At 70.3% G+C, this 26,562-nt stretch carries 28 protein-coding genes; 17 read left to right on the forward strand and 11 right to left on the reverse strand.

Annotated features, from left to right (window positions below; translation table 11 throughout):
* The first annotated feature begins 1 nt into the window (after position 1).
* Positions 2 to 1,354, forward strand: a complete 1,353-nt coding sequence (locus tag AB5L52_RS32910; RefSeq protein WP_351017548.1) for an ABC transporter permease subunit — start codon at positions 2 to 4, stop codon at positions 1,352 to 1,354.
* A 10-nt stretch (positions 1,355 to 1,364) separates the two neighbouring features.
* Positions 1,365 to 2,204 carry a carbohydrate ABC transporter permease gene (locus AB5L52_RS32915; RefSeq protein ID WP_351017546.1) on the forward strand — a complete coding sequence of 280 codons (840 nt, stop codon included), beginning with the start codon at positions 1,365 to 1,367 and terminating at the stop codon, positions 2,202 to 2,204.
* Between the two features lie 48 nt (positions 2,205 to 2,252).
* Here the strand turns inward: AB5L52_RS32915 and pgl are convergent, their stop codons facing one another.
* From pgl to tkt, 5 genes are read right to left on the reverse strand one after another with little or no spacing between them, the layout of a single operon-like run.
* Positions 2,253 to 3,035 (reverse strand): 6-phosphogluconolactonase, encoded by a 783-nt coding sequence (gene pgl / locus AB5L52_RS32920; protein WP_351017544.1) that lies wholly within the window; start codon positions 3,033 to 3,035, stop codon positions 2,253 to 2,255.
* Complete coding sequence (gene opcA / locus AB5L52_RS32925) at positions 3,032 to 4,066, reverse strand: glucose-6-phosphate dehydrogenase assembly protein OpcA (RefSeq protein WP_351017541.1); 1,035 nt, start codon at positions 4,064 to 4,066, stop codon at positions 3,032 to 3,034. Before opcA ends, pgl begins: the two co-directional genes overlap by 4 nt.
* Positions 4,063 to 5,601: a glucose-6-phosphate dehydrogenase gene (gene zwf / locus AB5L52_RS32930; RefSeq protein ID WP_351017538.1), complete on the reverse strand. Its 1,539-nt coding sequence runs from the start codon at positions 5,599 to 5,601 to the stop codon at positions 4,063 to 4,065. Before zwf ends, opcA begins: the two co-directional genes overlap by 4 nt.
* Before the next feature lies 1 nt (position 5,602).
* Entirely contained in the window at positions 5,603 to 6,721 is a 1,119-nt protein-coding gene (gene tal, locus AB5L52_RS32935; RefSeq protein WP_351017535.1) for a transaldolase, read from the reverse strand.
* Between the two features lie 33 nt (positions 6,722 to 6,754).
* Complete coding sequence (tkt, locus tag AB5L52_RS32940; protein ID WP_351570480.1) at positions 6,755 to 8,842, reverse strand: transketolase; 2,088 nt, start codon at positions 8,840 to 8,842, stop codon at positions 6,755 to 6,757.
* A gap of 363 nt (positions 8,843 to 9,205) precedes the next feature.
* Between tkt and AB5L52_RS32945 the strand changes: the two genes are divergently transcribed.
* From AB5L52_RS32945 to AB5L52_RS32960, 4 genes are all read left to right on the forward strand, one after another.
* On the forward strand, positions 9,206 to 10,177 hold the full coding sequence (locus tag AB5L52_RS32945) for a heme o synthase (RefSeq protein ID WP_351017530.1): 972 nt from the start codon (positions 9,206 to 9,208) through the stop codon (positions 10,175 to 10,177).
* A 69-nt stretch (positions 10,178 to 10,246) separates the two neighbouring features.
* A complete protein-coding gene (locus AB5L52_RS32950) occupies positions 10,247 to 10,567 on the forward strand; it encodes a hypothetical protein (protein ID WP_369367434.1) in 321 nt (106 codons plus the stop codon).
* A 215-nt stretch (positions 10,568 to 10,782) separates the two neighbouring features.
* Complete coding sequence (locus tag AB5L52_RS32955) at positions 10,783 to 11,907, forward strand: amidohydrolase family protein (RefSeq protein WP_351570477.1); 1,125 nt, start codon at positions 10,783 to 10,785, stop codon at positions 11,905 to 11,907.
* A 62-nt stretch (positions 11,908 to 11,969) separates the two neighbouring features.
* Positions 11,970 to 12,095 carry a hypothetical protein gene (locus AB5L52_RS32960; RefSeq protein ID WP_369367435.1) on the forward strand — a complete coding sequence of 42 codons (126 nt, stop codon included), beginning with the start codon at positions 11,970 to 11,972 and terminating at the stop codon, positions 12,093 to 12,095.
* 245 nt (positions 12,096 to 12,340) lie between these two features.
* Here the strand turns inward: AB5L52_RS32960 and AB5L52_RS32965 are convergent, their stop codons facing one another.
* From AB5L52_RS32965 to AB5L52_RS32980, 4 genes are all read right to left on the reverse strand, one after another.
* Complete coding sequence (locus tag AB5L52_RS32965; RefSeq protein WP_351017521.1) at positions 12,341 to 13,351, reverse strand: COX15/CtaA family protein; 1,011 nt, start codon at positions 13,349 to 13,351, stop codon at positions 12,341 to 12,343.
* 46 nt (positions 13,352 to 13,397) lie between these two features.
* Positions 13,398 to 14,171: an ABC transporter permease gene (locus AB5L52_RS32970; protein ID WP_351017518.1), complete on the reverse strand. Its 774-nt coding sequence runs from the start codon at positions 14,169 to 14,171 to the stop codon at positions 13,398 to 13,400.
* Positions 14,172 to 14,351: 180 nt separating this feature from the next.
* Complete coding sequence (locus AB5L52_RS32975; protein ID WP_369367436.1) at positions 14,352 to 15,329, reverse strand: ABC transporter ATP-binding protein; 978 nt, start codon at positions 15,327 to 15,329, stop codon at positions 14,352 to 14,354.
* Positions 15,330 to 15,360: 31 nt separating this feature from the next.
* Positions 15,361 to 16,176, reverse strand: a complete 816-nt coding sequence (locus AB5L52_RS32980; protein WP_369367437.1) for an aminoglycoside N(3)-acetyltransferase — start codon at positions 16,174 to 16,176, stop codon at positions 15,361 to 15,363.
* A gap of 184 nt (positions 16,177 to 16,360) precedes the next feature.
* Between AB5L52_RS32980 and AB5L52_RS32985 the strand changes: the two genes are divergently transcribed.
* The 11 genes from AB5L52_RS32985 (at position 16,361) to dapD (ending at position 24,981) form a co-directional block, all read left to right on the forward strand.
* A complete protein-coding gene (locus AB5L52_RS32985; RefSeq protein ID WP_351017510.1) occupies positions 16,361 to 17,095 on the forward strand; it encodes a metalloregulator ArsR/SmtB family transcription factor in 735 nt (244 codons plus the stop codon).
* Positions 17,092 to 18,513 carry a Fe-S cluster assembly protein SufB gene (sufB, locus tag AB5L52_RS32990; protein WP_351017507.1) on the forward strand — a complete coding sequence of 474 codons (1,422 nt, stop codon included), beginning with the start codon at positions 17,092 to 17,094 and terminating at the stop codon, positions 18,511 to 18,513. Before AB5L52_RS32985 ends, sufB begins: the two co-directional genes overlap by 4 nt.
* A gap of 57 nt (positions 18,514 to 18,570) precedes the next feature.
* Complete coding sequence (gene sufD / locus AB5L52_RS32995) at positions 18,571 to 19,755, forward strand: Fe-S cluster assembly protein SufD (RefSeq protein ID WP_351570466.1); 1,185 nt, start codon at positions 18,571 to 18,573, stop codon at positions 19,753 to 19,755.
* The gene (locus tag AB5L52_RS33000) at positions 19,752 to 20,072 is read left to right on the forward strand and encodes a non-heme iron oxygenase ferredoxin subunit (protein ID WP_067048599.1); all 321 of its coding nucleotides are present in this window, start codon (positions 19,752 to 19,754) and stop codon (positions 20,070 to 20,072) included. Before sufD ends, AB5L52_RS33000 begins: the two co-directional genes overlap by 4 nt.
* 7 nt (positions 20,073 to 20,079) lie before the next feature.
* Positions 20,080 to 20,844 carry a Fe-S cluster assembly ATPase SufC gene (gene sufC / locus AB5L52_RS33005; RefSeq protein WP_351017500.1) on the forward strand — a complete coding sequence of 255 codons (765 nt, stop codon included), beginning with the start codon at positions 20,080 to 20,082 and terminating at the stop codon, positions 20,842 to 20,844.
* The gene (locus AB5L52_RS33010) at positions 20,841 to 22,097 is read left to right on the forward strand and encodes a cysteine desulfurase (protein ID WP_369367438.1); all 1,257 of its coding nucleotides are present in this window, start codon (positions 20,841 to 20,843) and stop codon (positions 22,095 to 22,097) included. The genes sufC and AB5L52_RS33010 overlap by 4 nt, the downstream gene beginning before the upstream one ends.
* A gap of 16 nt (positions 22,098 to 22,113) precedes the next feature.
* Positions 22,114 to 22,581 (forward strand): Fe-S cluster assembly sulfur transfer protein SufU, encoded by a 468-nt coding sequence (gene sufU, locus AB5L52_RS33015; RefSeq protein ID WP_351017494.1) that lies wholly within the window; start codon positions 22,114 to 22,116, stop codon positions 22,579 to 22,581.
* Entirely contained in the window at positions 22,578 to 22,910 is a 333-nt protein-coding gene (locus AB5L52_RS33020; RefSeq protein WP_031166063.1) for a metal-sulfur cluster assembly factor, read from the forward strand. Before sufU ends, AB5L52_RS33020 begins: the two co-directional genes overlap by 4 nt.
* Positions 22,911 to 23,064: 154 nt before the next feature.
* On the forward strand, positions 23,065 to 23,388 hold the full coding sequence (locus AB5L52_RS33025) for a multidrug efflux SMR transporter (RefSeq protein WP_351017491.1): 324 nt from the start codon (positions 23,065 to 23,067) through the stop codon (positions 23,386 to 23,388).
* Complete coding sequence (locus tag AB5L52_RS33030; RefSeq protein ID WP_351017488.1) at positions 23,388 to 23,921, forward strand: TetR family transcriptional regulator; 534 nt, start codon at positions 23,388 to 23,390, stop codon at positions 23,919 to 23,921. Before AB5L52_RS33025 ends, AB5L52_RS33030 begins: the two co-directional genes overlap by 1 nt.
* 73 nt (positions 23,922 to 23,994) lie before the next feature.
* Positions 23,995 to 24,981 carry a 2,3,4,5-tetrahydropyridine-2,6-dicarboxylate N-succinyltransferase gene (gene dapD, locus AB5L52_RS33035; protein WP_351017485.1) on the forward strand — a complete coding sequence of 329 codons (987 nt, stop codon included), beginning with the start codon at positions 23,995 to 23,997 and terminating at the stop codon, positions 24,979 to 24,981.
* Between the two features lie 50 nt (positions 24,982 to 25,031).
* On the opposite strand, the gene AB5L52_RS33040 is transcribed toward dapD, so the two are convergent.
* Both AB5L52_RS33040 and dapA read right to left on the reverse strand, forming a co-directional pair.
* Positions 25,032 to 25,538, reverse strand: a complete 507-nt coding sequence (locus tag AB5L52_RS33040; protein ID WP_369367439.1) for an HAD domain-containing protein — start codon at positions 25,536 to 25,538, stop codon at positions 25,032 to 25,034.
* A gap of 36 nt (positions 25,539 to 25,574) precedes the next feature.
* Positions 25,575 to 26,477 (reverse strand): 4-hydroxy-tetrahydrodipicolinate synthase, encoded by a 903-nt coding sequence (gene dapA, locus AB5L52_RS33045; RefSeq protein ID WP_369367440.1) that lies wholly within the window; start codon positions 26,475 to 26,477, stop codon positions 25,575 to 25,577.
* Positions 26,478 to 26,562 lie beyond the last annotated feature (85 nt).

Consider the following 26,562-nt stretch of genomic DNA (forward strand, 5'->3'; position numbering starts at 1 on the left):
CATGACCGTCACCGCTCCTGAGAAACAGCAGGCGGGCCCGCGGGCCGCCGGCACGGCGCGCGGGCGCCGCAGCCGGCGGCGCGCCCGGCTGATCGCCCTGCTCTTCGTCCTCCCCGCGCTGCTCCTGCTCGGCGCGCTCGTCGTCTACCCGGTGCTGTTCTCCGTCGGCCGCAGCTTCTTCGACGCCTCCGGCAGCCGGTTCGTCGGCGGCGGCAACTACGCCGAGATGTTCCGCGACCCGGCGACCCTGAAGGCCATCCGCAACACCACGATCTGGGTGGTCGTGGCCCCGGCCCTGCTCACCGGCCTCGGCCTGATCCTGGCCGTCCTGGTGGAGAAGGTCCGCTGGGCCACCGCGTTCAAGCTCCTGCTCTTCATGCCGATGGCCGTGTCCTTCCTCGCCGCCGGCATCATCTTCCGGCTCGCCTACGACCAGGACCCGAACAAGGGTGTGCTGAACGCGGCCGTGGTCTCCGTCCACGACGCCTTCAAGGGCACGTCGACGTATCCGACGGCCCGCGGCCGCGAGGGTCTGCTGACCCGGGACCGGGACGGCTCGTACCGTACGACCGCCTCCGCCGGCGGTATGGTGACGCTCCCGATGGTCGGCGTGCTGCCCAAGGACCTGCCGGGGAACGCCTCGCCCGCGTACCCCGCGGCCGGCCGCAAAGCCGCGCCCGGCGAGCTGCGCGGTGTCGTCTACCTGGACTTCAGCCCCGGCGGGGGCGGCAGACAGGGCAAGGTCGACCCGAAGGAGAGCGGGCTGCCCGGCATGCGGGTCGAGGCGGTGCGGGACGGCGGCACGGTCGCGAGCACGACGACCGCCGCCGACGGCTCCTTCACCTTCCCCGGGCTGCGCGCGGGCTCGTACACGGTGAAACTCCCGGAGTCCAACTTCGCCCCGCCCTACCAGGGCGTCTCCTGGCTCGGACCGACGCTCGTCACCCCGGCGATCATCGGCGCGTACCTGTGGATCTGGACGGGCTTCGCGATGGTCCTGATCGGCGCGGGCCTGTCCGCGCTGCCCCGGGACGCGCTGGAGGCCGCGCGGATGGACGGCGCGAACGAGTGGCAGATCTTCCGCAAGATCACCGTGCCGCTGCTCGCACCCGTGCTCACCGTGGTCTTCGTGACCCTCGTGATCAATGTGATGAAGGTCTTCGACCTCGTCTACATCATCGCGCCCGGACCGGTGCAGGAGGACGCCACGGTGCTCGCCACCCAGATGTGGCTGGTCTCCTTCGGCGGCGGCAACAACCAGGGCCTCGGCAGCGCCCTCGGCGTGCTGCTCCTGCTCCTGGTGATCCCCGCGATGGTGTTCAACGTCCGCCGCTTCCGACAGAGCCAACGATGAGGAGTCAGCGATGAACGCGATCAGGCGGGGCCTGGGCAACGGCCTGGTGCAGGCCTTCCTGGTGGTGATCGGCCTGGTCTGGCTGACCCCGCTGGCGGGCCTGTTCCTCTCCTCCCTCCGCTCGGCCCAGGACACCGCGAAGGGCGGCTGGTGGACGGCCCTGGCCGGTCCCGGCCGGCTGTCCTTCGACAACTACACGGCGCTGCTGAAGAACTCCGGCATGACCCAGGCCTTCTGGAACACGGTCCTGATCTCGGTACCGGCGACGACACTCGTCGTGGTCATCGCCGCCCTCGCCGGATACGCCTTCGCCTGGCTGGACTTCCCGCTCCGGGAGCCGCTCTTCCTGCTGGTGGTGGCCCTGTTGGTGGTGCCGGTGCAGATCGGTCTGCTGCCGGTGGCCAAACTCTTCGGCGCGCTGGGCCTGTTCGGCACGATCCCCGGTGTCGTCCTTTTCCATGTGGCCTACGGCCTGCCGTTCGCCGTCTTCCTGCTGCGCAACTACTTCGCCGAGATGCCGAAGGAGATGCTGGAGGCGGCCCGGATGGACGGCGGCAGCGAGTGGCGCATCTTCACCCGGCTGGTCCTGCCGGTGGGACGGCCCGCGATCGCCTCGCTCGCGATCTTCCAGTTCCTGTGGGTCTGGAACGACATGCTCGTCGCGCTGCTCTTCGCGGACAGCTCCTCCCAGCCGCTCACCGTGGAACTCCAGTCCCAGATCCGGCAGTTCGGCAGCAACATCGACGTGCTGGCGCCGGGCGCGTTCCTGTCCCTGATCGTGCCGGTCGTGGTGTTCTTCGCGTTCCAGCGGCACTTCGTGCAGGGCGTGATGGCGGGGTCGGTGAAATGAGGGACGGCGGGGACCGAAGTCCCCGCCGTCCCTATCCGTGAAAGAGCGTCACGGCGACGCCGGCGGATACAGCGAGCGCGGCAGCTGCGAAGCCGCCGCCGAATCCAGGAGCCACAGGGTGCGGGAGCGGCCGTACGCCCCCGCCGCCGGTGCCTGGATCTCGCCCGCGCCCGACAGGGCGATGGCCGCGGCCTCCGCCTTGTCCTCGCCCGCCGCGAGCAGCCACACCTCGCGCGCCGAGCGGATCGCCGGAAGGGTGAGGGAGATCCGGGTCGGCGGCGGCTTGGGCGCGCCGTGCACGCCGACCACCGTGCGCTCGGTCTCCCGTACGGCCGGCAGCTCCGGGAAGAGCGAGGCCACATGGGTGTCCGGGCCGACGCCCAGCATGAGCACGTCGAAGGTGGGCACCGCGCCGTGGTTCTCCGGCCCGGCCGCCTTCGCCAGCTCCGCCGCGTACGCCTCGGCGGCCGCGTCGACGTCCTTGCCGTACGGGCCGTCGGAGGCGGGCATGGCGTGCACGCGCTCCGGGTTCAGCGGTACGGAGTCCAGCAAGGCCGCACGGGCCTGCGTGACATTGCGCTCGGGATCGCCCTCCGGCAGGTAGCGCTCGTCGCCCCACCACAGGTCGAGACGGGCCCAGTCGATGGCGTCCCGGGCCGGTGCCGCCGCCAGCGCGGCCAGCAGGCCGTTGCCGTTGCGGCCACCGGTGAGGACCACGGACGCATGGCCGCGGGAGGCCTGCGCGTCCACGATCTTCGTGATCAGACGGGCCGCGGCGGCCTGCGCCATCAGGTCCTTGTCGCGGTGGACGACCAGCTGCGGAGTGCTCACTTCGCCGCCGCCTTCCTCGCCGGTGCCTTCTTCGCGGTCCTGGCAGCCGCCTTCTTCGCGGGCGCCGCCGCCGCTTCCTCGGCAGCGGCCGACTCCTGCTCCGGGGCCGGGTTCAGCCGCTCCACGCCGTAGCGCAGCGCCGACGCGTAGGTGTCGTCCGGGTCGAGCCGACGCAGCTCCTCCGCGATCAGCTCGGCGGTCTCCCGCCGCTTCAGCGCCACCGCGCGGGCCGGCTGGCCCTCGATGGACAGCGTGGCCAGCGAGCCGTCGGGGCGGTCCAGAGTGATCGGGCCGCAGGTGGTCTCCATGCGGACGGCCGTCAGCCCGGGGCCGGACGACAGCGAGCGCCGGACGGGGACGTCCAGCCGGTCCGCGAGCCACATCGCGAGCAGCTCACAGCTCGGGTTGAACTCCTCGCCCTCCACCTCGACGCCCCGCACCGAGCAGGTGACCTGGTCCAGGGCCGCCGCGAGCATCGAACGCCACGGCGTGATCCGGGTCCAGGACAGGTCGGTGTCGCCGGGCGTGTAGGCGTCGGCGCGGGCGGACAGCTCCCGCACCGGCTGCTCGGCGGCGTAGGTGTCGGTGACCCGGCGCTGGGCGAGCGCGCCCAGCGGGTCCTTCGCCGGGTCCAGCGGGGCGTTCACCGGCCACCACACGACCACCGGCGCGTCCGGCAGCAGCAGCGGCAGCACGACCGAGTCGGCGTGGTCCGCGACCTCGCCGTACAGCCGCAGGACGACCGTCTCGCCGGTGCCCGCGTCCGCGCCCACCCGCACCTCGGCGTCCAGCCGGGACGTCGTACGGTCGCGCGGGGAGCGGGAGACCCGCTTGATGACCACCAGCGTGCGCGAGGGGTGCTCGCGCGACGCGTCGTTGGCAGCCTTCAACGCGTCGTAGGCGTTCTCCTCGTCGGTGACGATGACGAGGGTGAGCACCATGCCGACGGCGGGGGTGCCGATGGCACGGCGACCCTGCACGAGCGCCTTGTTGATGTCGCCGGCGGTGGTGTCGGTCAGGTCTATCTTCATGGCCGGCGCCAGCTCCGTCCGTCTCGTGCGAGCATCTCGTCCGCCTCGACGGGGCCCCAGGTGCCCGACTTGTACTGTGCGGGCTTGCCGTGCTTGTCCCAGTACGCCTCGATCGGGTCGAGGATCTTCCAGGACAGCTCGACCTCCTCGGTGCGCGGGAAGAGGTTGGCGTCACCGAGCAGCACGTCCAGGATCAGGCGCTCGTACGCCTCCGGGCTGGACTCCGTGAAGGACTCGCCGTAGGCGAAGTCCATGGAGACGTCCCGGATCTCCATCGAGGTGCCCGGCACCTTGGAGCCGAAGCGGACCGTGATGCCCTCGTCCGGCTGGACGCGGATGACGATCGCGTTCTGGCCCAGCTCCTCCGTCGCCGTGTGGTCGAACGGGGAGTGCGGGGCCCGCTGGAAGACGACGGCGATCTCCGTCACGCGCCGGCCGAGGCGCTTGCCGGTGCGCAGATAGAAGGGGACACCCGCCCAGCGGCGGTTGTCGATCTCCAGCTTGATCGCGGCGTAGGTGTCGGTCTTCGACTTGGCGTCGATGCCGTCCTCTTCGAGGTAGCCGATGACCTTCTCGCCGCCCTGCCAGCCGCCCGCGTACTGACCGCGCACGGTGCTGCGGCCCAGGTCCTTCGGCAGCCGTACGGCGCCGAGCACCTTCTCCTTCTCCGCGGCCAGCGCGTCCGCGCCGAAGGAGGCGGGCTCCTCCATGGCCGTGAGGGCCATGAGCTGGAGCAGGTGGTTCTGGATGACGTCACGGGCGGCGCCGATGCCGTCGTAGTAGCCGGCGCGGCCGCCGATGCCGATGTCCTCGGCCATGGTGATCTGCACGTGGTCCACGAAGGACCGGTTCCAGATCGGCTCGAACATGGTGTTGGCGAAGCGCAGCGCCAGGATGTTCTGGACGGTCTCCTTGCCGAGGTAGTGGTCGATCCGGAACACCTGCTCCGGCTCGAACACCTCGTGCACGACCTTGTTCAGCTCCTCGGCCGACGTCAGGTCGTGGCCGAACGGCTTCTCGATGACCGCGCGCCGCCAGGAACCGCCGCTCTGGTCGGCCAGCCCGTGCTTCTTCAGCTGCTGGATGACCACCGGGAAGGAGCGCGGCGGCACCGACAGGTAGAAGGCGAAGTTGCCGCCCGTGCCCTGTGCCTTGTCCAGCTCCTCGATGGTGGCGCGCAGCCGCTCGAAGGCATCGTCGTCGTCGAAGGTGCCCTGGACGAAGCGCATCCCCTGGATGAGCTGCTGCCAGACCTCCTCCCGGAACGGCGTACGGGCGTGCGCCTTGACGGCGTCGTGGACCTCGGCGGCGAAGTCCTCGTTCTCCCACTCGCGGCGGGCGAAGCCCACCAGCGAGAAGCCCGGCGGCAGCAGACCCCGGTTGGCGAGGTCGTACACCGCGGGCATCAGCTTCTTGCGGGACAGGTCGCCCGTGACACCGAAGATGACCAGACCCGACGGCCCCGCGATACGCGGGAGCCGTCGGTCGGCCGGGTCACGAAGCGGGTTCGCTCCGGAACCGGTAAGGGGGGACAAGTCAGCCCTCCGAAGGAGCGAGGCGCTCGAGCTCCGCCTGGGTGGACTTCAGCAGGTCGTTCCAGGACGCCTCGAACTTCTCGACGCCCTCGTCCTCCAGCACCTGCACCACGTCGTCGTACGAGATGCCGAGCTCCTCGATCGCGTCGATCTCGGCGCGGGCCTGCTCGTAGGTGCCGGCGATGGTGTTGCCGGTGACCTCGCCGTGGTCGTCGGTGGCCTCCAGCGTGGCCTCCGGCATGGTGTTGACCGTGTTCGGCGCGACCAGCTCGGTGACGTACAGCGTGTCCGGGTACGCCGGGTCCTTCACACCGGTCGACGCCCACAGCGGACGCTGCCTGTTGGCGCCCGCGTTCTCCAGGGCGCTCCAGCGGTCCGAGGCGAACACCTCCTCGTACGCCTGGTAGGCGAGGCGCGCGTTGGCGACGGCGGCCTTGCCGCGCAGCGCCTTGGCCTCGTCGGTGCCGAGGTCGTTCAGGCGCTTGTCGATCTCGGTGTCCACGCGGGACACGAAGAAGGACGCCACGGAGCGGATGAGCGACAGGTCCAGGCCGCGCTCCTTCGCCTTCTCCAGGCCGGCCAGGTAGGCGGCCATGACCTCGCGGTAGCGCTCCAGGGAGAAGATCAGCGTGACGTTGACGCTGATGCCGAGGCCGATGACCTCGGTGATCGCCGGCAGCCCCGCCTTGGTGGCCGGGATCTTGATCAGGGTGTTGGGCCGGTCGACCAGCCAGGCCAGCTGCTTGGCCTCGGCGACGGTGGCCGCCGTGTTGTGCGCGAGGCGCGGGTCGACCTCGATGGAGACCCGGCCGTCCTGGCCGCCGGTGGCGTCGAAGACGGGGCGCAGGATGTCGGCGGCGTCGCGGACGTCCGCCGTGGTGATCATGCGGATGGCCTCTTCGACGGTGACCTTGCGGGCGGCGAGGTCCGTGACCTGCTGCTGGTAGCCGTCGCCGCCGCTGATCGCCTTCTGGAAGATCGTCGGGTTGGTGGTGACGCCCACGACGTGCTGCTGGTCGATCAGCTCGGCGAGGTTGCCGGACGTGATCCGCTTGCGCGACAGGTCGTCCAGCCAGATCGCGACGCCTTCTTCGGAGAGGCGCTTGAGTGCGTCTGTCATGGAATTACATCTCCTACGTGTCGTATATGAGCGTCAGCGCTGGGCGGCGGCGAGGGATTCCCGGGCCTTGTCGGCCACATTCTCGGCAGTGAAGCCGAACTCGCGGAAGAGCACCTTGCCGTCGGCGGAAGCACCGAAGTGCTCCAGGGAAACGATGCGGCCGGCGTCCCCGACGTAGCGGTACCAGGTCAGCCCGATGCCCGCCTCCACGGCCACGCGGGCCCTGACGGACGGCGGGAGCACGGAGTCCTTGTACGCCTGGTCCTGCTCCTCGAACCACTCGACGGACGGCATCGACACGACACGCGTGGCAACGCCCTCGGCCTGCAGCTGCTCACGCGCCTCGACGGCCACGTGCACCTCGGAACCGGTGGCGATCAGGATCACCTGCGGCTCGCCGCCCTCGGCCTCGAACAGCACGTAACCGCCGCGCGCCGCGTCCTCGTTGGGCTCGTACGTCGGCACGCCCTGGCGGGTGAGCGCGAGGCCGTGCGGTGCGCCCTTGCCGAACTCCTTGGTGTAGCGGCCCAGGATCTCGCGCCAGGCGATCGCCGTCTCGTTGGCGTCCGCCGGGCGGACGACGTTCAGACCGGGGATCGCGCGCAGCGAGGCCAGGTGCTCGACCGGCTGGTGGGTGGGGCCGTCCTCGCCGAGACCGATGGAGTCGTGCGTCCACACGTACGTCACCGGCAGGTGCATCAGGGCCGACAGGCGCACCGCGTTGCGCATGTAGTCGGAGAAGACGAGGAACGTGCCGCCGTACACACGGGTGTTGCCGTGCAGCGTGATGCCGTTCATCTCGGCACCCATGGAGTGCTCGCGGATGCCGAAGTGGATCGTACGGCCGTACGGGTTGGCCTCGGGCAGCGGGTTGCCCTCGGGCAGGAAGGAGCTCTCCTTGTCGATGGTCGTGTTGTTCGAGCCGGCGAGGTCGGCGGAGCCGCCCCACAGCTCGGGGACCACCGCGCCGAGCGCCTGCAGCACCTTGCCGGAGGCGGCACGCGTGGCGACGCCCTTGCCCGGCTCGAAGACCGGGATCTTCTCCTCCCAGCCGGTGGGCAGCTCGCCCTTGCTGATCCGGTCGAACTCGGCGGCCCGCTCCGGGTTGTCGTCCCGCCACAGCTGCAGGGACTTCTCCCACTCGGCCTTCGCCTGCGCGCCGCGCTCCAGGGCCTTGCGGGTGTGGGTGATGACCTCGTCCTCGACGGCGAAGTGCTGCTCGGGGTCGAAGCCGAGGACGCGCTTGGTGGCCGCGACCTCGTCCTCGCCCAGCGCCGAGCCGTGCGCGGCCTCGGTGTTCTGGGCGCTCGGGGCCGGCCAGGCGATGATCGAGCGCATCGCGATGAAGGACGGCCGGTCCGTGACCGCCTTGGCCTTCTGGACGGCGTCGTAGATGGCGGCCGGGTCCAGGTCGCCGTTGTCCTGGGCCTCGACGCGCTGCACATGCCAGCCGTAGGCCTCGTAGCGCTTGACGGTGTCCTCGGACACGGCCGTCTCGGTGTCGCCCTCGATCGAGATGTGGTTGTCGTCCCACAGCAGGATCAGGTTGCCGAGCTTCTGGTGGCCCGCGAGCGAGGAGGCCTCGGCGGAGATGCCCTCCTGGAGGCAGCCGTCACCGGCGATGCAGTAGACGAAGTGGTCGAAGGGGGACTCGCCCTGCGGCGCGTCCGGGTCGAACAGGCCGCGCTCGTAGCGGGCGGCCATCGCCATGCCCACCGCGTTGGCGACACCCTGGCCGAGCGGGCCGGTGGTGGTCTCGACGCCCTTGGTGTGCCCGTACTCCGGGTGGCCCGGGGTCTTCGAGCCCCAGGTGCGGAAGGACTCCAGGTCCGCCAGCTCCAGGCCGAAGCCGGCCAGGTAGAGCTGGGTGTAGAGGGTCAGGGACGAGTGGCCGGCGGACAGCACGAAGCGGTCGCGCCCCACCCACTCCGGGTCGGCCGGGTCGTGCCGCATCACCTTCTGGAAGAGGGTGTAGGCGGCCGGCGCCAGGCTCATCGCCGTACCGGGATGGCCGTTGCCGACCTTCTGTACGGCGTCGGCGGCCAGGACACGGGCGGTGTCCACGGCCCGCTGGTCCAGGTCGGTCCACTCAAGGTCTGTGGTGGTCGGCTTGGTGCTCACCCTGGGTCAGGGCTCCTCTCCACATGTCGGTCGCCGGTCTCGGGGCATGCGCGCCCACCCGGCCGCCGGCGTGCTTCTGCCCGCCGGCCGCTGCCGAGCCTACCCCCGTGAGCACGTGCGTTTTTTCGACTCATTCCAGACTGCCGGGAGTCTGTGCGATCCGCCTCCCGACTGGCCGACACGCCATTTGGCACATGAATACGGAGCCTGTCATCTGAGCGCTCAATCGAGAGGTAGCACCCCTCTTATGGGACGTACGCCAACACGACCCCACCCCCGCGAAGGCCGGGGTATGGGCAACGTCTAAAGTGGCGTGGTACGCGCGAGCCTTTACCGCCACTTCACACGGGGAGGCTTGCTGGGATGTCTCTGTCAGGGGTGTGCGTGACGGCCGTCGAATCACGTCCAGCGGGCGTGCTGGGTGGTGCGAGCCAGGGCCCGGTTCACCGGCCGTTCGGGGCTCGTGTCAAGGCGTTCGTGGCGCTGACCAAGCCGCGGATCATCGAGCTGCTGCTCATCACCACCGTTCCGGTGATGTTCCTGGCGCAGCAGGGTGTGCCCGATCTGAAGCTGGTCCTGCTGACCTGTGTCGGCGGCTACCTCTCGGCGGGCGGCGCCAACGCGCTGAACATGTACATCGACCGGGACATCGACGCCCTGATGGACCGCACCTCGCAGCGGCCGCTGGTGACCGGCATGGTCAGCCCGCGCGAGTGCCTGGCCTTCGGCATCACCCTCGCGGTCGTCTCGACGCTGCTCTTCGGTCTCACCGTCAACTGGCTGAGCGCCTGGCTCTCGCTCGGCGCGCTCCTCTTCTATGTCGTCGTCTACACGATGATCCTCAAGCGGCGTACGTCGCAGAACATCGTGTGGGGCGGCATCGCCGGCTGTCTGCCGGTGCTGATCGGCTGGTCCTCCGTCACGAACTCGATGTCCTGGGCGCCGGTCATCCTCTTCCTCGTCATGTTCTTCTGGACGCCGCCGCACTACTGGCCGCTGTCCATGAAGGTCAAGGAGGACTACGCGCGCGTGGGCGTGCCGATGCTCCCGGTCATCGCGTCCAACAAGGTCGTCGCCCGGCAGATCGTCATCTACAGCTGGGTGATGGTCCTGGTCTCGCTGCTCCTCACCCCGCTCGGCTACACCGGCTGGTTCTACACGGTGGTCGCCCTCGCGGCCGGCGGCTTCTGGCTCTGGGAGGCGCACGGCCTGCAGAACCGGGCGAAGGCCGAGGTGACCGGCGTGAAGCTGAAGGAGATGCGGCTCTTCCACTGGTCGATCACGTACGTGTCGATCCTCTTCGTCGCGGTCGCGGTGGACCCGTTCCTGCGCTGACACACGCCGGGCGTACGTCACAGGGGCCCGCTCTCGCCAGCCGATCTACTCGTGAGTAGCATCCTGGTCATGGCAGACACGCAGCAGGTTGACCCGAAGGCCGAGCGCATGGCGGCCCGGCTCGCCCACCAGATCAGCGCCTTCGCCAAGGCACACGGCGGTGCGGAGGGCCAGGTGGCCCACATCGGCGAGCGCGGCGCCCGTATCGTCCTCGTCGGCGAGGACGGCGGCTGGGGCGACCTGGTGGCGCCCAGCACCGAGATCGCCGAGGCGGCCGTACAGAAGTCCGGCATCACCGTCCACGAGTCCTTCGACGGCGAGTTCGCGGCGAAGGTGACGACGGGCCCGTACGAGTGGAAGCGGATGGCCGGCATTCAGCTCGGCGGTTGATCAGCGCGCCCGAAGGGGCGCGAGGCTGTATCGATATGCGGCTCCGCCGCGATGGGGGTCCCCCCCCGGGGTCGAGCGAAGCCGAGAATTTGGGGGAGCGACCAGCCACATACGGTCTGAAGCCGCCAAATAACCCGCAGCCCCGAGTTCATCCGCGACCTCGAACCCCGTTCACCCGTTAGGCCGTTAAAGCCAGCGCACACGGGAGGGTCGGGATGATCGAAACGCCGTCCCTCGTGGACCAGTACTGTCACGGCGTACTGCGGACGGAACTGGGCCTCGGCACCTTCGAGGCCCAACTCGCCCGCACCGAGGGCCCGCCGGCGCCCGGCACCACGCTGTTCGACACCCAGACGGGCTTCGCCGTACGGCGCTGGTGCCCGCCCCTGCTCGGCCTGGAACCCCACTGCGCGCCCGCCCGCTATCTGGCCCGGCGCCGCGAACTGGGCGTCCTGGAATCGGGGCGCAGGCTCCTGCGGGGCAGCGGCATCACCACCTACCTCGTCGACACCGGCCTGCCCGGCGACCTCACCGGCCCCGCCGAGATGGCCCGCGACGGCGCCGCCGAGGCCCGCGAGATCGTCCGGCTCGAACTGCTCGCGGAGCAGGTCGCCGACACCTCCGGCACCGTCGAGTCCTTCCTGGCCAACCTCGCCGAGTCCGTGCACGTCGCCGCCGCGAACGCGGTCGCCTTCACCTCCGTCGCGGGCCTCAGACACGGCCTGGCCCTCGCGCCCGAGCCACCGGGGCCGGGGGAGGTGCGGGGCGCGGCGGGCCGCTGGCTGGCCGACCGCCGGGTCGGCGGGGCGCTCACGGACCCCGTGCTGCTACGACACCTGCTGTGGATCGCCGTGGCCTCGGGCCTGCCCCTCCAACTGCACGCCGGGCTCGGCGAGCCGGGCTCCCGCATCGACCGCACCGACCCCGTGCTGCTCACCGACTTCGTGCGGGCCACTGCAGGCCTCGGCACCGATCTGATCCTGCTGCACGGCTACCCGTACCACCGCCACGCCGCCCATCTGGCCGGCGTCTTCCCGCACGTCTACACCGACTCCGGCGCCGCGCTCGTCCGCACCGGCGCCCGCGCGGCCACCCTCCTCGCCGAGATCCTGGAGCTGGCCCCCTTCGGCAAGATCCTCTTCTCCACCGGCGCCCATGGCCTGCCCGAACTGCACGTCGTCGGCGCCCGGCTCTTCCGTGAGGCCCTGGGCCGGGTACTGGGCACCTGGGTCGCCGAGGGCGCCTGGTCGTTGGAGGACGGGCAGCGGGTGGCCCGGATGGTCGCGGCGGACAATGCGCGCCGGGTGTACGGGCTGAGTGGCACCGGTCGCACCGGCTGAGCCGCCGCCAGGGCCTGTCCGGCGGACCGGGTCGCAGGAGATCGGCAACGCCGTAGATGGTCGTGCTGGGCACGTGGGTCGCCGAGGGCGCCTGGTCGTTGGAGGATGGGCAGCGGGTGGCCCGGATGGTCGCGGCGGACAATGCGCGCCGGGTGTACGGGCTGAGCGGCACCGGACGCACCGGCTGAGCCGCCGCAGCCAGGGCCTGTCCGGCGGATCAGGTCGCAGGAAGTCGGCGGCGCCTCATCAGCGCAGGTGAGCGGGGGCGATGGCCCCCGCGGTAGCGGCCCCTCCCGCGCGAGCGCAGCCGGGCGTGGGGGAGTGTTCGAGCGTCGGCGACCGACGACAACGCCGCTGGGTGCCCCCACACTCTTGAGGCAGTAGGGGAGGGCGTGCAGCCCCCCCGTCCGCGACAAGGTCCGCCGGACGGGCCTCAGGCGCGCGTGCCCACCGGCACTTCGGTCGAGGGGCCGGGCAGATCCAGGGTGGCCTCGGGGCGTTCGCGCAGGGACAGCAGCACCCGCAGCACGCCGATCCACACGAGGCAGGAGCCGAGCATGTGGAGGCCGACCATGGCCTCGGGCAGGTGCGTGAAGTACTGGACGTAGCCGATGACGCCCTGGGCGAGCAGGATCACGAAGAGGTCGCGGGTGCGGTCCAGCGGCCCCTTGGGTGCGTCGACCGCCTTGAGGACGAACCACAGGGCGAAGGTGAGCGTCACCACGATCCAGGCGAACACGGAGTGCAGCTTGGCGACGGTCTCCCAGTCGATCGGGATGCGCTTGACGTCGCTGGAGTCGCCCGCGTGCGGGCCCGCGCCGGTGACGATCGTGCCGGCCGCGATCAGCAGGACGGTGGCGACGACGAGGAACCACACCAGCTGCTGCACGGCCTTGCCGACCAGCGGCCGGGGCGCACCGTCGCCCTCACGGGTGCGCTGCCACATCACCCCGGCGACCGTGATCAGCGCGGTCGCCAGCAGGAAGTGCGCCGCGACGGTGTACGGGTTGAGGCCCACGAGCACCACGATGCCGCCGAGGATCGCGTTGCCCATCACCAGCCAGAACTGCGCCCAGCCCAGCCGGGTCAGACCGCGCCGGTACGGCTTCTGGGAGCGGGCGGCGATGATCGCCCAGCCGACCGCGGCGCACAGCACGTACGTCAGCATGCGATTGCCGAACTCGATCGCGCTGTGATAGCTCAGCGCGTTCGTCGGGGTCAGTGAGCCGTCGGTGCACTCCGGCCAGGTCGGGCAGCCGAGGCCCGAGCCGGTCAGGCGTACGGCGCCGCCGGTGACGACGATGACCACCGACATCACGAGCGCGGCGAGGGCGGCCCGCTGGACGGTCCTCGGTTGCGGGGTCCAGCGTGCGGCGATGAAGGCGAGCGGGTTGCGCAGAGCCGCGACGGCGTCGGCGGGGTTCAGCTTGGGCACGGGCACCATCGTAGGCCGCCGCTTGTGCACGCGTTCACGAGGGTCCCCTGTGCCCTCACTCCCAGCGGAAGAACTTCCCCGCCGCCGCGAGACCGACGACCGCCCACACCGCGAGGATCCCCAGGTCACCCCAGGGCATCCCGGCGCCGTGCTGCAGCACGGCCCGCAGGCCGCCCGACAGGGCCGAGATCGGCAGCAGCCCCAGCACGTGCTGTGCGGCCGGGCCGAACTTGTCCAGCGGCACGATGACACCGCCGCCGACGAGCAGCAGCAGGAAGACGAGGTTCGCGGCGGCCAGGGTCGCCTCCGCCTTCAGGGTGCCCGCCATCAGCAGGCCGAGCCCGGAGAAGGCGGCCGTACCGAGGACGAGGAGGAGCAGGACGGCGGCGGGGTTGCCGTGCGGGGACCAGCCCAGCGCGAAGGCGATGGCGGTCAGCAGGATCACCTGGAGGACCTCCGTGACCAGCACGGACGCCGTCTTGGCGGTCATCAGGCCCCAGCGCGGCAGCGGCGAGGAGGCGAGCCGCTTGAGCACGCCGTAGCGGCGCTCGAAGCCGGTGGCGATGGCCTGCCCGGTGAACGCCGTCGACATCACCGCGAGGGCCAGGATGCCCGGGGCGAGGAAGTCCACCGCCTTGCCCTTGCCGGTGTCGACGATGTCCACGGAGCTGAACAGCGCCAGCAGCAGGGTCGGGATGACGACCGTCAGCAACAGCTGCTCGCCGTTGCGCAGCAGCATCCTGGTCTCCAGCGCCGCCTGCGCCGCGATCATGCGGGGGAGCGGCGCCGCGCCCGGCTTCGGGGAGTAGGTACCCGTGGCAGCGGTCATGACCGCAACTCCTTGCCAGTGAGCTCCAGGCTGTGTCTTCCCGGGGGGCAACCCCCGGACCCCCGGCCGATCTCCGTGTGTGCCGGAATCATGAACGCAACTCCTTGCCAGTGAGCTCCAGGCTGTGTCTTCCCGGGGGGCAACCCCCGGACCCCCGGCCGATCTCCGTGTGAGCCGGAATCATGAACGCAACTCCTTGCCAGTGAGCTCCAGAAAGACGTCCTCCAGCGTGTGCCGCTCCACCGAGATCCGGTCCGGCATCACTCCGTGCTGGGCGCACCACGAGGTCACGGTGGCCAGCAGCTGCGGGTCGACCTTGCCGATGACCCGGTAGCTGCCCGGGGTCAGCTCGGCGGCCGTGCAGTCGGCCGGGAGCGCCTTGAGCAGGGAGCCCACGTCGAGGCCGGGGCGGCCGGTGAAGCGCAGGGTGTTCTCGGCGCCGCCCTTGCACAGCTCCTCGGGGGAGCCCTGGGCGATGACCCGGCCGCCGTCGATGATCGCGACGTCGTCGGCGAGTTGCTCGGCCTCTTCCATGTAGTGCGTGGTGAGGATGACCGAGACACCGTCGGCGCGCAGGTCCCTCACCAGATCCCAGGTGGCCCGGCGGGCCTGCGGGTCGAGCCCGGCGGTCGGCTCGTCCAGGAACACCAGCTCCGGGCGGCCGACGACGGCCATGGCGAGCGCGAGCCGCTGCTGCTGCCCGCCGGACAACCGCCGGTAGCCGGTCCGCCCGCAGCTGCCCAGCCCCAGCCGCTCCATCAGCGCGTCCACGTCCAGCGGATGCGCGTGCAGCTTGGCCACATGACGCAGCATCTCGTCCGCCCTGGCGCCGGAGTACACGCCTCCGGACTGGAGCATCACACCGATACGGGGCCGCAGCTCGGCGGACTGGCGCACCGGGTCGAGGCCCAGGACGCGCACCGCGCCGGCATCCGGCTTCCGGTACCCCTCGCAGGTCTCGACCGTGGTCGTCTTCCCCGCCCCGTTCGGACCGAGCACGGCGGTCACGCCCGCCTCGGCCACCAGGTCGAGGCCGTCCACCGCGGTCTTCGTGCCGTACCGCTTCACCAGGGCCTGGACCTCGACAACCGGGTGCGACGCGAAGCGTCCCGTTGAGGGGTGGTGGTCGGGAGACGGGCGGGCGGGCTCACTTCGCATGGGTCCAGAGTCTAGGGAGAGCCCGTGCCGCTCAGGCGGGCGGGTGGGAGATCTCCTCCTCCCGAGGACGGTGCAGGGGCAGCCACCGTTCGGCGTAGGCCACCGCGTCCGCCACCGGGAACAGCCGTACGTCCGCCGCCCCCACCGTGCCGCGCACGACGGTCCGGTCCCGCTCGAAGTCGTGGCCCAGTTCGCCGAAGCGGTCGGAGGTGATCGACACCTCGATGACGGTCTCCCAGCCGCCGCCGGGAGCGGGCCGGCCGACCGCCACGCGCGGCGCCGGTATCCGGTACTCGGCCAGGTGGAAGCTGGTGCAGGCGTCGTATCCCGCGCCCAGCAGCAGGACCCGGGCGCCCAGTTTCTCCAGCCGGGCCAGCGGGCTGTGCTCGCCCAGTCGGCAGTCGGGCGCGTGGCCGTCGGTGATCTCGCGCGCGTGCGGGCCGAGCGCCGCGAAGGAGGTCTGCGGGTGGGCGCTGCGCAGCGCGCCGGGCCAGGTCCGCACGGTCTCCGGGATCACGCCGACGCCTCGGGTGGGGGTGACGAGCGGGTCGTAGGGCGGCATGGTCGCCCGGATCCGGTCCCACCACTCCTCGGGTACCGGCGGTCTGGCCCACAGCGCCGGGTCGGACAGCTGGGCCGACTGGGCGGGGACGACGAGCGTGCCGGACGGGCCCAGGGCGTCGAGGAGACCCTGGACGACGGCGACCGCGCCTCCGTTCACCCAGCCGAGCGCGCTGAGCGAGGAGTGCGCGAGGAGGATCTCGCCGGACTTGACACCGAGCAGCCGCAGCTGGGTCGCGACGGTGTCCCGGGTGACAAGAGGGCCGGTCGGAGGGGGTGTGGGCATGGTTCGGGAGTCTTCCGGACGGGCCCGCGCGATGCCACCGAATTGCCTGTTCAGAGCCTCGGTGAATGATCGATCAAAGATCGTTTCCGCAGGTCAGATTAGGTATGCCTAAGTGACGCAGGGCACCGCCCGATGATCCCGACGGCGCTTGTCAGGCCCTGAGGAATTACGCAACAATGGCGTTGTGAAAAACGTCGGCGAGGCTCGGGAGACCCCCCTGGGGGCCCCGCAGGAGGAACTCGCGACCGGTGAGCGCTCCACGCGCAACCGCGTCGCGCGCTCCATCCTGGACCACGGCCCGTCGACCGTCGCCGAACTCGCCGGCCGGCTGGGACTGACCCAGGCGGCCGTCCGACGCCACCTGGACGCGCTGGTCGCCGACGACGTCGTGGAGGCGCGGGAGCAGCGGGTGTACGGAGCGCGGACGCGCGGCCGGCCCGCCAAGGTCTTCGCGCTCACCGACTGCGGCCGCGACGCCTTCGACCAGTCCTACGACAAGCTCGCCGCGGACGCGCTCCGCTGGATCGCCGAGCAGGGCGGCGGCCCCGAGGCGGTCGCCGCCTTCGCCCGCGCCCGGATCGCCGCCCAGGCGAGCGCCTACCGCAAGGCGATCGAGGCGGTCACCCCGGACAAGCGCGCCGAAGCACTGGCCAAGGCCTTGAGTCTCGACGGGTACGCTGCTACGGCGCGCAGCGCACCGGTCGGCGAGCAGCTGTGCCAGCACCACTGCCCGGTCGCCCATGTCGCGGAGCAGTTCCCGCAGCTGTGCGAGGCGGAGACGGAGATCTTCGCCGAGCTGCTGGGCACCCACGTCCAGCGACTGGCGACCATCGCGCACGGCGACGGCGTCTGCACGACGTTCATCCCCAAGACATCCACTGACGCACCTGCAAGCACGGCCGGGAGGAACCCCGCATGACTCTCCCCACGGAGACTGCCCACCCTGAGCTCGAGGGCCTGGGCAAGTACGAATACGGCTGGGCCGACTCCGACGTGGCCGGTGCCTCTGCCAGGCGTGGCCTGAACGAGGACGTCGTCCGCGACATCTCGGACAAGAAGTCCGAGCCGGAGTGGATGACCAAGCTGCGCCTGAAGGGTCTGAAGCTCTTCGAGAAGAAGCCCATGCCGAACTGGGGCTCGGACCTCTCGGGCATCGACTTCGACAACATCAAGTACTTCGTGCGCTCCACGGAGAAGCAGGCGGAGTCCTGGGAGGACCTGCCCGAGGACATCAAGAACACCTACGACAAGCTGGGCATCCCCGAGGCCGAGAAGCAGCGCCTCGTCGCCGGTGTCGCCGCCCAGTACGAGTCGGAGGTCGTCTACCACCAGATCCGCGAGGACCTGGAGGAGCAGGGCGTCATCTTCCTGGACACCGACACCGCGCTGAAGGAGCACCCGGAGCTCTTCAAGGAGTACTTCGGGACCGTCATCCCCGCCGGTGACAACAAGTTCGCGGCCCTGAACACCGCCGTGTGGTCCGGCGGCTCCTTCATCTACGTGCCGAAGGGCGTGCACGTCGAGATCCCGCTCCAGGCCTACTTCCGCATCAACACGGAGAACATGGGCCAGTTCGAGCGGACCCTGATCATCGTCGACGAAGGTGCCTACGTGCACTACGTCGAGGGCTGTACGGCCCCGATCTACAAGTCGGACTCGCTGCACTCCGCGGTCGTCGAGATCATCGTCAAGAAGAACGCCCGCTGCCGCTACACGACCATCCAGAACTGGTCGAACAACGTCTACAACCTGGTCACCAAGCGCGCCGTGGCCTACGAGGGCGCGACCATGGAGTGGATCGACGGCAACATCGGCTCCAAGGTGACGATGAAGTACCCGGCCGTCTACCTGATGGGCGAGCACGCCAAGGGCGAGACCCTCTCCATCGCCTTCGCGGGCGAGGGCCAGCACCAGGACGCCGGCTCCAAGATGGTCCACATGGCGCCGAACACGTCGTCCAACATCGTCTCCAAGTCCGTGGCGCGCGGTGGCGGCCGTACGTCCTACCGCGGTCTGGTCGAGATCGGCGAGGGCGCGGCCGGATCCAAGTCGAACGTGCTGTGCGACGCGCTGCTCGTCGACACCATCTCCCGCTCCGACACGTACCCGTACGTGGACGTCCGCGAGGACGACGTGTCCATGGGCCACGAGGCGACCGTCTCCAAGGTCTCCGAGGACCAGCTCTTCTACCTGATGAGCCGCGGTCTGAGCGAGTTCGAGGCGATGGCGATGATCGTGCGCGGCTTCGTCGAGCCGATCGCCAAGGAACTGCCCATGGAGTACGCCCTCGAACTCAACCGGCTGATCGAGCTCCAGATGGAAGGCGCGGTCGGCTAAGTCCCTGCCGCCCTTCCCATCAAGCCCTTACGTAAGAAAGCGAGCAGACCGACAGCCATGGCTGAGGCTCAGAACATCCCGGTGGGCTCCACCACCGCCGGCCAGATCGCGGTGGCCGCCGAGTCGACCGTCGCCACGCGCATGAGCGCGCCCCCGTCCTTCGACGTCGCGGACTTCCCGGTTCCGCACGGCCGCGAGGAGGAGTGGCGGTTCACCCCGCTGGAGCGGCTGCGCGGGCTGCACGACGGCACCGCCGAGGCGAACGGCGACGGCCTGAAGGTCGACGTCCAGGCTCCCGAGGGTGTCACCGTCGAGACCGTCGGCCGCGACGACGCCCGTATCGGCAGGGCGGGCACCCCGGTGGACCGCGTCGCCGCCCAGGCCTACTCCGCCTTCGAGAAGGCCTCGGTCGTGACCGTCGCCAAGGAGACCGTCCTCACCGAGCCGATCCGCATCGCGGTGCACGGCGAGGGCGGCACTGCCTTCGGCCACCAGGTCATCGAGCTGGGCGCGTTCGCCGAGGCGGTCGTGGTCATCGACCACACCGGTGACGCGGTCCTCGCCGCCAACGTCGACTACGTCCTCGGCGACGGCGCCAAGCTGACCGTCGTCTCCGTCCAGGACTGGGACGACAAGGCCGTGCACGTGGCCCAGCACAACGCCCTGATCGGCCGGGACGCCTCCTTCAAGTCGGTCGTCGTCACCTTCGGCGGTGACGTGGTACGGCTGCACCCGCGCGTGACGTACGCCGGCACCGGCGGCGAGGCCGAGCTGTTCGGGCTGTACTTCACCGACGCCGGGCAGCACCAGGAGCACCGCCTCCTGGTCACCCACAACACCCCGCACTGCAAGTCGAACGTCGTCTACAAGGGCGCGCTCCAGGGCGACGACGCGCACGCGGTCTGGATCGGCGACGTGCTCATCGAGGCCAAGGCCGAGGGCACGGACACCTACGAGATGAACCGCAACCTGGTCCTCACGGACGGCGCGCGCGTCGACTCGGTGCCGAACCTGGAGATCGAGACCGGCGAGATCGTCGGCGCCGGCCACGCCTCCGCCACCGGCCGCTTCGACGACGAGCAGCTCTTCTATCTGATGGCCCGCGGCATCCCGGAGCACGAGGCCCGCCGCCTGGTGGTCCGCGGCTTCTTCGCCGAGCTGGTCCAGCAGATCGGTGTCGCCGACATCGAGGAGCGCCTGCTCGCCAAGATCGAGGAGGAGCTGGAGGCGTCCGTCGCATGACGACCTTCGTACGCGCCTGTGGGCTGAGCGAGCTGGAGGAGGACACCCCGAAGCGGGTGGAACTCGACGGCACGCCGGTCTCGGTCGTGAAGACCGAGGGCGAGGTGTTCGCGATCTACGACATCTGCTCCCACGCGAACGTCTCCCTCTCCGAGGGAGAGGTGGAGGACTGCCAGATCGAGTGCTGGCTGCACGGCTCGTCCTTCGACCTCCGCACCGGCAAGCCGTCCGGCCTCCCGGCCACGCGCCCCGTCCCCGTATACCCCGTAAAGATCGAAGGGGACGACGTGCTCGTCTCCCTCACCCAGGAGTCCTGAGGCACCCATGGCAACGCTTGAAATCCGAGACCTGCACGTCACCGTCGAGGCCGACAACGCCACGAAGGAGATCCTCAAGGGCGTCGACCTCACCGTGAAGCAGGGCGAGACGCACGCCATCATGGGCCCCAACGGCTCGGGCAAGTCGACCCTCGCCTACTCGCTCGCGGGTCACCCGAAGTACACGATCACCGAGGGCACCGTGCTGCTCGACGGCGAGGACGTCCTGGAGATGTCCGTCGACGAGCGCGCCCGCGCGGGCCTGTTCCTGGCGATGCAGTACCCGGTCGAGGTCCCCGGCGTCTCGGTCTCCAACTTCCTGCGCACCTCCGCCACCGCCGTCCGCGGCGAGGCCCCCAAGCTGCGCACCTGGGTGAAGGAGGTCAAGGAGGCCATGGAGCGCCTCAACATGGACCCGTCCTTCGCCGAGCGCAACGTGAACGAGGGCTTCTCCGGCGGTGAGAAGAAGCGCCACGAGATCCTCCAGCTCGAACTGCTCAAGCCGAAGGTCGCGATCCTCGACGAGACCGACTCCGGCCTCGACGTCGACGCGCTCCGCATCGTCTCCGAGGGCGTCAACCGCGTCCGCGAGACCGGCGAGGTCGGCACCCTGCTGATCACGCACTACACGCGCATCCTGCGCTACATCAAGCCCGACTACGTCCACGTCTTCTCCGCGGGCCGGATCGTCGAGTCCGGCGGTGCCGAGCTCGCCGACAAGCTGGAGGACGAGGGCTACGAGGCTTACACGAAGGGTGGCGCATCCGAGTGACACAGCTGCCGGGCCTCCTCGACACCGAGGCGATCCGTAAGGACTTCCCCGTACTGGACCGGCTGGTCCACGACGGCAAGAAGCTCGTGTATCTGGACAACGCGGCGACCTCGCAGAAGCCGCGCCAGGTGCTGGACGCCCTGAGCGAGTACTACGAGCGCTACAACGCCAATGTCCACCGCGGCGTGCATGTGCTCGCCGAGGAGGCCACGGCGCTGTACGAGGGCGCGCGCGACAAGGTCGCCGAGTTCATCAACGCGCCGAGCCGCGACGAGGTGATCTTCACCAAGAACGCCTCCGAGTCGCTGAACCTCGTGGCGAACATGCTGGGCTGGGCCGAGGAGCCCTACCGCGTGGACCACGAGACCGAGATCGTCATCACGGAGATGGAGCACCACTCCAACATCGTGCCGTGGCAGCTGCTCGCGCAGCGCACGGGCGCGAAGCTGAAGTGGTTCGGCCTGACCGACGACGGCCGCCTCGACCTGTCCAACATCAACGAGATCATCACCGAGAAGACGAAGATCGTCTCCTTCGTGCTGGTGTCGAACATCCTGGGCACGGTCAACCCGGTCGAGACGATAATCCGCCGCGCCCAGGAAGTCGGCGCCCTCGTCTGCATCGACGCCTCCCAGGCCGCCCCGCACATGCCGCTGGACGTGCAGGCCCTGCAGGCCGACTTCGTGGCCTTCACCGGCCACAAGATGTGCGGCCCGACCGGCATCGGCGTCCTCTGGGGTCGCCAGGAGCTGCTGGAGGACCTTCCCCCCTTCCTGGGCGGCGGCGAGATGATCGAGACGGTCTCGATGCACTCGTCCACGTATGCCCCGGCGCCGCACAAGTTCGAGGCGGGCACCCCGCCGATCGCGCAGGCCGTCGGCCTGGGCGCGGCGATCGACTACCTGAACTCGATCGGCATGGAGAAGATCCTCGCCCACGAGCACGCACTCACCGAGTACGCGGTGCGGCGCCTGGCCGAGGACCCGGACCTGAGGATCATCGGCCCGACCACGGCCGAGGACCGGGGCGCGGCAATCTCCTTCACGCTGGGCGACATCCACCCGCACGACGTGGGCCAGGTCCTCGACGAACAGGGCATCGCGGTCCGCGTCGGCCACCACTGCGCCCGGCCCGTCTGCCTCCGCTACGGAATTCCTGCGACCACGCGAGCGTCGTTCTATCTGTACTCCACGCCGGCCGAGATCGACGCACTGGTCGACGGCCTGGAGCACGTACGGAACTTCTTCGGCTGAGGGGCGTGCTGAAACGGTGAAGCTGGATTCGATGTACCAGGAAGTCATCCTGGACCACTACAAGAACCCGCACGGGCGTGGTCTTCGGGATGGCGACGCCGAGGTGCACCACGTGAACCCGACCTGTGGCGACGAGATCACCCTCCGTGTGAAGTACGACGGCACGAAGATCGCGGACGTCTCGTACGAGGGCCAGGGCTGCTCGATCAGCCAGGCATCCGCCTCTGTCCTCAACGAACTCCTGGTCGGCAAGGACCTGACCGACGCGCAGAAGATCCAGGAGACCTTCCTGGAGCTGATGCAGTCCAAGGGCAGGATCGAGCCGGACGACGCGATGGAGGACATCCTGGAGGACGCGGTCGCGTTCGCCGGTGTCTCCAAGTACCCCGCGCGGGTCAAGTGCGCCCTCCTGAGCTGGATGGCGTGGAAGGACGCGACGGCCCAGGCGCTGGGTGGCGCCGACGCCGAAAGGAAGACGGCATGAGCGAGACCGCTGAGATGAAGCCGGCCTCGGAGGAGGAACTCCGCGAGGCGCTGTACGACGTCGTCGACCCCGAGCTGGGCATCGACGTCGTCAACCTCGGCCTGATCTACGGCATCCACATCGACGACGCGAACATCGCGACGATCGACATGACCCTGACCTCGGCGGCCTGCCCGCTGACCGACGTCATCGAGGACCAGGCCAAGTCCGCCACGGACGGCCTCGTCAACGAACTGCGCATCAACTGGGTCTGGATGCCCCCGTGGGGCCCCGACAAGATCACGGACGACGGCCGCGAGCAGCTGCGGGCGCTCGGCTTCAACGTCTGATCACCCCTCGACGTCCGATCGCGGCGGCCACGCCGCCGGCAACTGTGGGAAACGGCCGTACCGTTCGCGGTACGGCCGTTTCGCGCATCCCGTCGTCCACGCCCCCACCCGGCACCCTGAACCGTGGAGTTCGGCGTTGTGTACGCTCGTACACATGGGATACCTCTTGCTCGCCGGCGCCATAGCCGCCGAGGTCGCCGCGACGACGGCGATGAAGTACAGCGCGGGCTTCACCCGGCTCGGGCCCTCGCTGGTGACGACCCTGGGCTACGTCGTCTCCTTCGCGCTGCTCGCCCAGACCCTGAAGACCGTGCAGATCGGCACCGCGTACGCGATCTGGTCCGGGGTGGGCACGGCCACCATCGCCGTGCTCGGGCTGCTGCTGTTCGGGGAGGGGCTGAGCGTCCCCAAGCTCGCCGGGATCCTGCTGATCATCGGGGGAGTCGTGGTGCTGAACCTGGGCGGGGCGAGCCACTGATGGTCCGGCGCCACGACCCCGAGCGGCGGCAGCGGATCATCGACGCCGCGATCCGCGTGGTCGGCCGCGACGGCATCGCCGGGCTGAGCCACCGCTCCGTCGCCGCCGAGGCGGACGTACCGCTCGGCTCCACGACGTACCACTTCGCCACCCTCGAAGAGCTGATGGTGGCCGCGCTGCGGCAGGCGAACGAGGGCTTCGGCCGGGTGCTCGCCGAGCGGCTGCCGGAAGGCGGGCAGGGCGACCTCGCCGCGGAGCTGGCCGCCGTGCTCGGCGAGTGGCTGGGCGGCGAGCGCACCGGGGTGGAGCTGGAGTACGAGCTGTATCTGGCCGCGCTGCGCCGCCCCGCGCTGCGTCCCGTCGCCGCCGAGTGGACCGAGGACGCGGCCGCGCTGCTGGCCCGGCGCACGGACCCGGTCACGGCCCGGGCGCTGCTCGCGCTCATGGACGGCATCTGCCTCCAGGTGCTGCTGACGGGCGGTTCCTACGACGAGGAGTACGCGCGCACCGCGCTCGCCCGTCTGATCCCCTGAAGCCGCGCCCGGCACGTGAGACGCCCCGGCACCGGTTCGCCTCCGCCACCCGGCTCACGTTAGGTTTTGACACATGACCGACACTGCTTCCCGCACCACCGGCGCCGTCGCCGCCGGCCTCGCCACCATCGCCGCCGACGGCACCGTTCTCGACACCTGGTTCCCGGCCCCCGAGCTGGTCGAGCAGCCGGGCCCGGCCGGCACCGAGCGGCTCACCGCCGAGCAGGCGGCGGAGCTGCTGGGCGAGGGCGCGACCAAGGCGGTCGGCCCGGACGCCCGCCGGGGCGTCGAGGTGGTCGCGGTCCGCACGGTCATCTCCTCGCTGGACGAGAAGCCGATCGACGCGCACGACGCCTATCTGCGTCTGCACCTGCTCTCGCACCGCCTGGTCAAGCCGCACGGCCAGAGCCTGGACGGCGTCTTCGGCCTCCTCGCCAACGTCGCCTGGACCTCGCTCGGCCCGGTCGCCGTGGACGACCTCGAGAAGGTGCGGCTCAACGCCCGCGCCGAGGGCCTGCACCTCCAGGTCACCTCGATCGACAAGTTCCCGCGCATGACGGACTACGTCGCCCCCAAGGGCGTCCGCATCGCCGACGCCGACCGGGTCCGCCTCGGCGCGCACCTGGCCGCGGGCACCACGGTCATGCACGAGGGCTTCGTCAACTTCAACGCCGGCACGCTCGGCACCTCGATGGTCGAGGGCCGCATCTCCGCCGGTGTCGTCATCGGCGACGGCTCCGACATCGGCGGCGGCGCCTCCACCATGGGCACCCTGTCCGGCGGCGGCAACGTGATCATCTCCGTCGGTGAGCGCTGCCTGATCGGCGCCGAGGCGGGCGTCGGCATCGCGCTCGGCGACGAGTGCGTGGTCGAGGCCGGCCTCTACATCACCGCGGGCACCCGGATCACCATGCCCGACGGCCAGATCGTCAAGGCCCGCGAGCTGAACGGCGCCTCCAACATCCTCTTCCGCCGCAACTCGGTCACCGGCACGGTCGAGGCCCGCCCGAACAACGCGGTCTGGGGCGGCCTGAACGACATTCTGCACAGCCACAACTGACATCTCGCACCGGACGGAGCGCCCTTCACCACCCGGTGGAGGGCGCTCCGTCATGCGGATGCGGCCCGCGCGAACTCCCGCAGCGCCGCGAAGTCGCCCGCGCGCAGCCCGAGTCGTGGATTCACGTGATGGAGCAGGGCGGGGCCGGGGTGCCGGTCCGCCACATACGCCCTGTCCGCCGGGCTCTGCTCGTCGTCCACCCAGGCGAACGGGCGGCCCTCGGCGTACGCCACGATCGCCTCCGTCTTCCAGTGGACGCCGTCGGCCCGGAACGCGAACAGGCCGCTGCCGAAGTCGACATACGGCAGATCGGTCGGCAGCCCGACGGCCGGGGCGATCCAGACGTTCGCCTCCTCCATCCAGCTCGTCGCCCAGACCAGTTCGTAGCCGAGCCGCAGCAGCGCCGGGCCGTGCTCCGGATTCAGCCAGACCCGCAGAGAGTGCCGGGAGTCCAGGGGCACCCGGAGCGTCGTGTAGCCCTCGGGGCGGTGTTCGGGCTGCGCCGCGTACGGATTGAGGGGGCCGTCGACGTCCAGGAACAGCAGGGGGCGGCTCACGGGGACACCGTACGGCAGCGGGCGCGGGCCGCCGGTTCAGGCCGCCACCAGCTCCTCGTACAGGCCGGCCAGCCCCTCGGCGATCTCCCCGCCTGCGGGCAGCAGCGGCGCGCGCACCGGGCCCGCGGGCAGGCCGAGTCGGTTCAGGAGGGCCTTGGCGGTGACCGTGCCCGGCAGGCCGGCGCCCATCATCGCCACGATCAACGGCGTGATCCGCAGCTGGAGTTCGCGCGCACGCGCGGTGTCGCCCGCGTCGAAGGCGTCGAGGATCGCGGCGATGTGGCCCGGGACGGCGTTGGCGACCGTGCTGATACAGCCCGCCGCGCCGACCGCGTACAGCGCCAGTACGTGCTCGTCGCAGCCCGCGTAGTACGCCAACTCCGTCTGCGCCAGCACCTTCTGGGTGCCGAGGAAATCGTAGGAGCAGTCCTTGACCGCCACGATCCGCTCGTGCGAGGAGAGCCGGATCATCGTCTCCGGCTCGATCCGGGTGCCGGTGCGGCCCGGGATGTCGTAGAGCATCACGGGCAGCTCGCTCGCGTCGGCGACCGCGCGGAAGTGCGCCTCCACCGCCTCCTGCGGGGGCCGGCTGTAGTACGGCGTCACCACCAGCACCCCGTCCGCGCCCGCGTTCCCGGCCGCGAGCGCCAGCTCGACGGTGTGCCGGGTGTCGGCGGTGCCCACGCCCGCGACCAGGGACACCCGGTCGCCGACCGCCTCCCGGACGACCGCGATCAGCTCTGCCTTCTCCGCGTCCGTGGTGGTGGGCGACTCGCCCGTGGTGCCGCTCAGCACCAGGCCGTCGCAGCCCTCCGCCACCAGCCACGCGGCCAGCTTCCCCGCGCCGTCCGGATCGAGGGCGCCCTCCTCGGTGAACGGCGTGACCATGGCGCAGAGAGTGCGGCCGAAGGGCCGGGCGCCGGTGCGTGTCCTCGTCATGAGAGTAGTCTCGGCAACGCCTTCGTGAAGCTCTACTTAATTCTTCTACGGAATATGGCTAAGCATTGCTGAGACATTCGCATGA

The organism is Streptomyces sp. CG4, assembly GCF_041080655.1.
GTDB lineage: Bacteria > Actinomycetota > Actinomycetes > Streptomycetales > Streptomycetaceae > Streptomyces.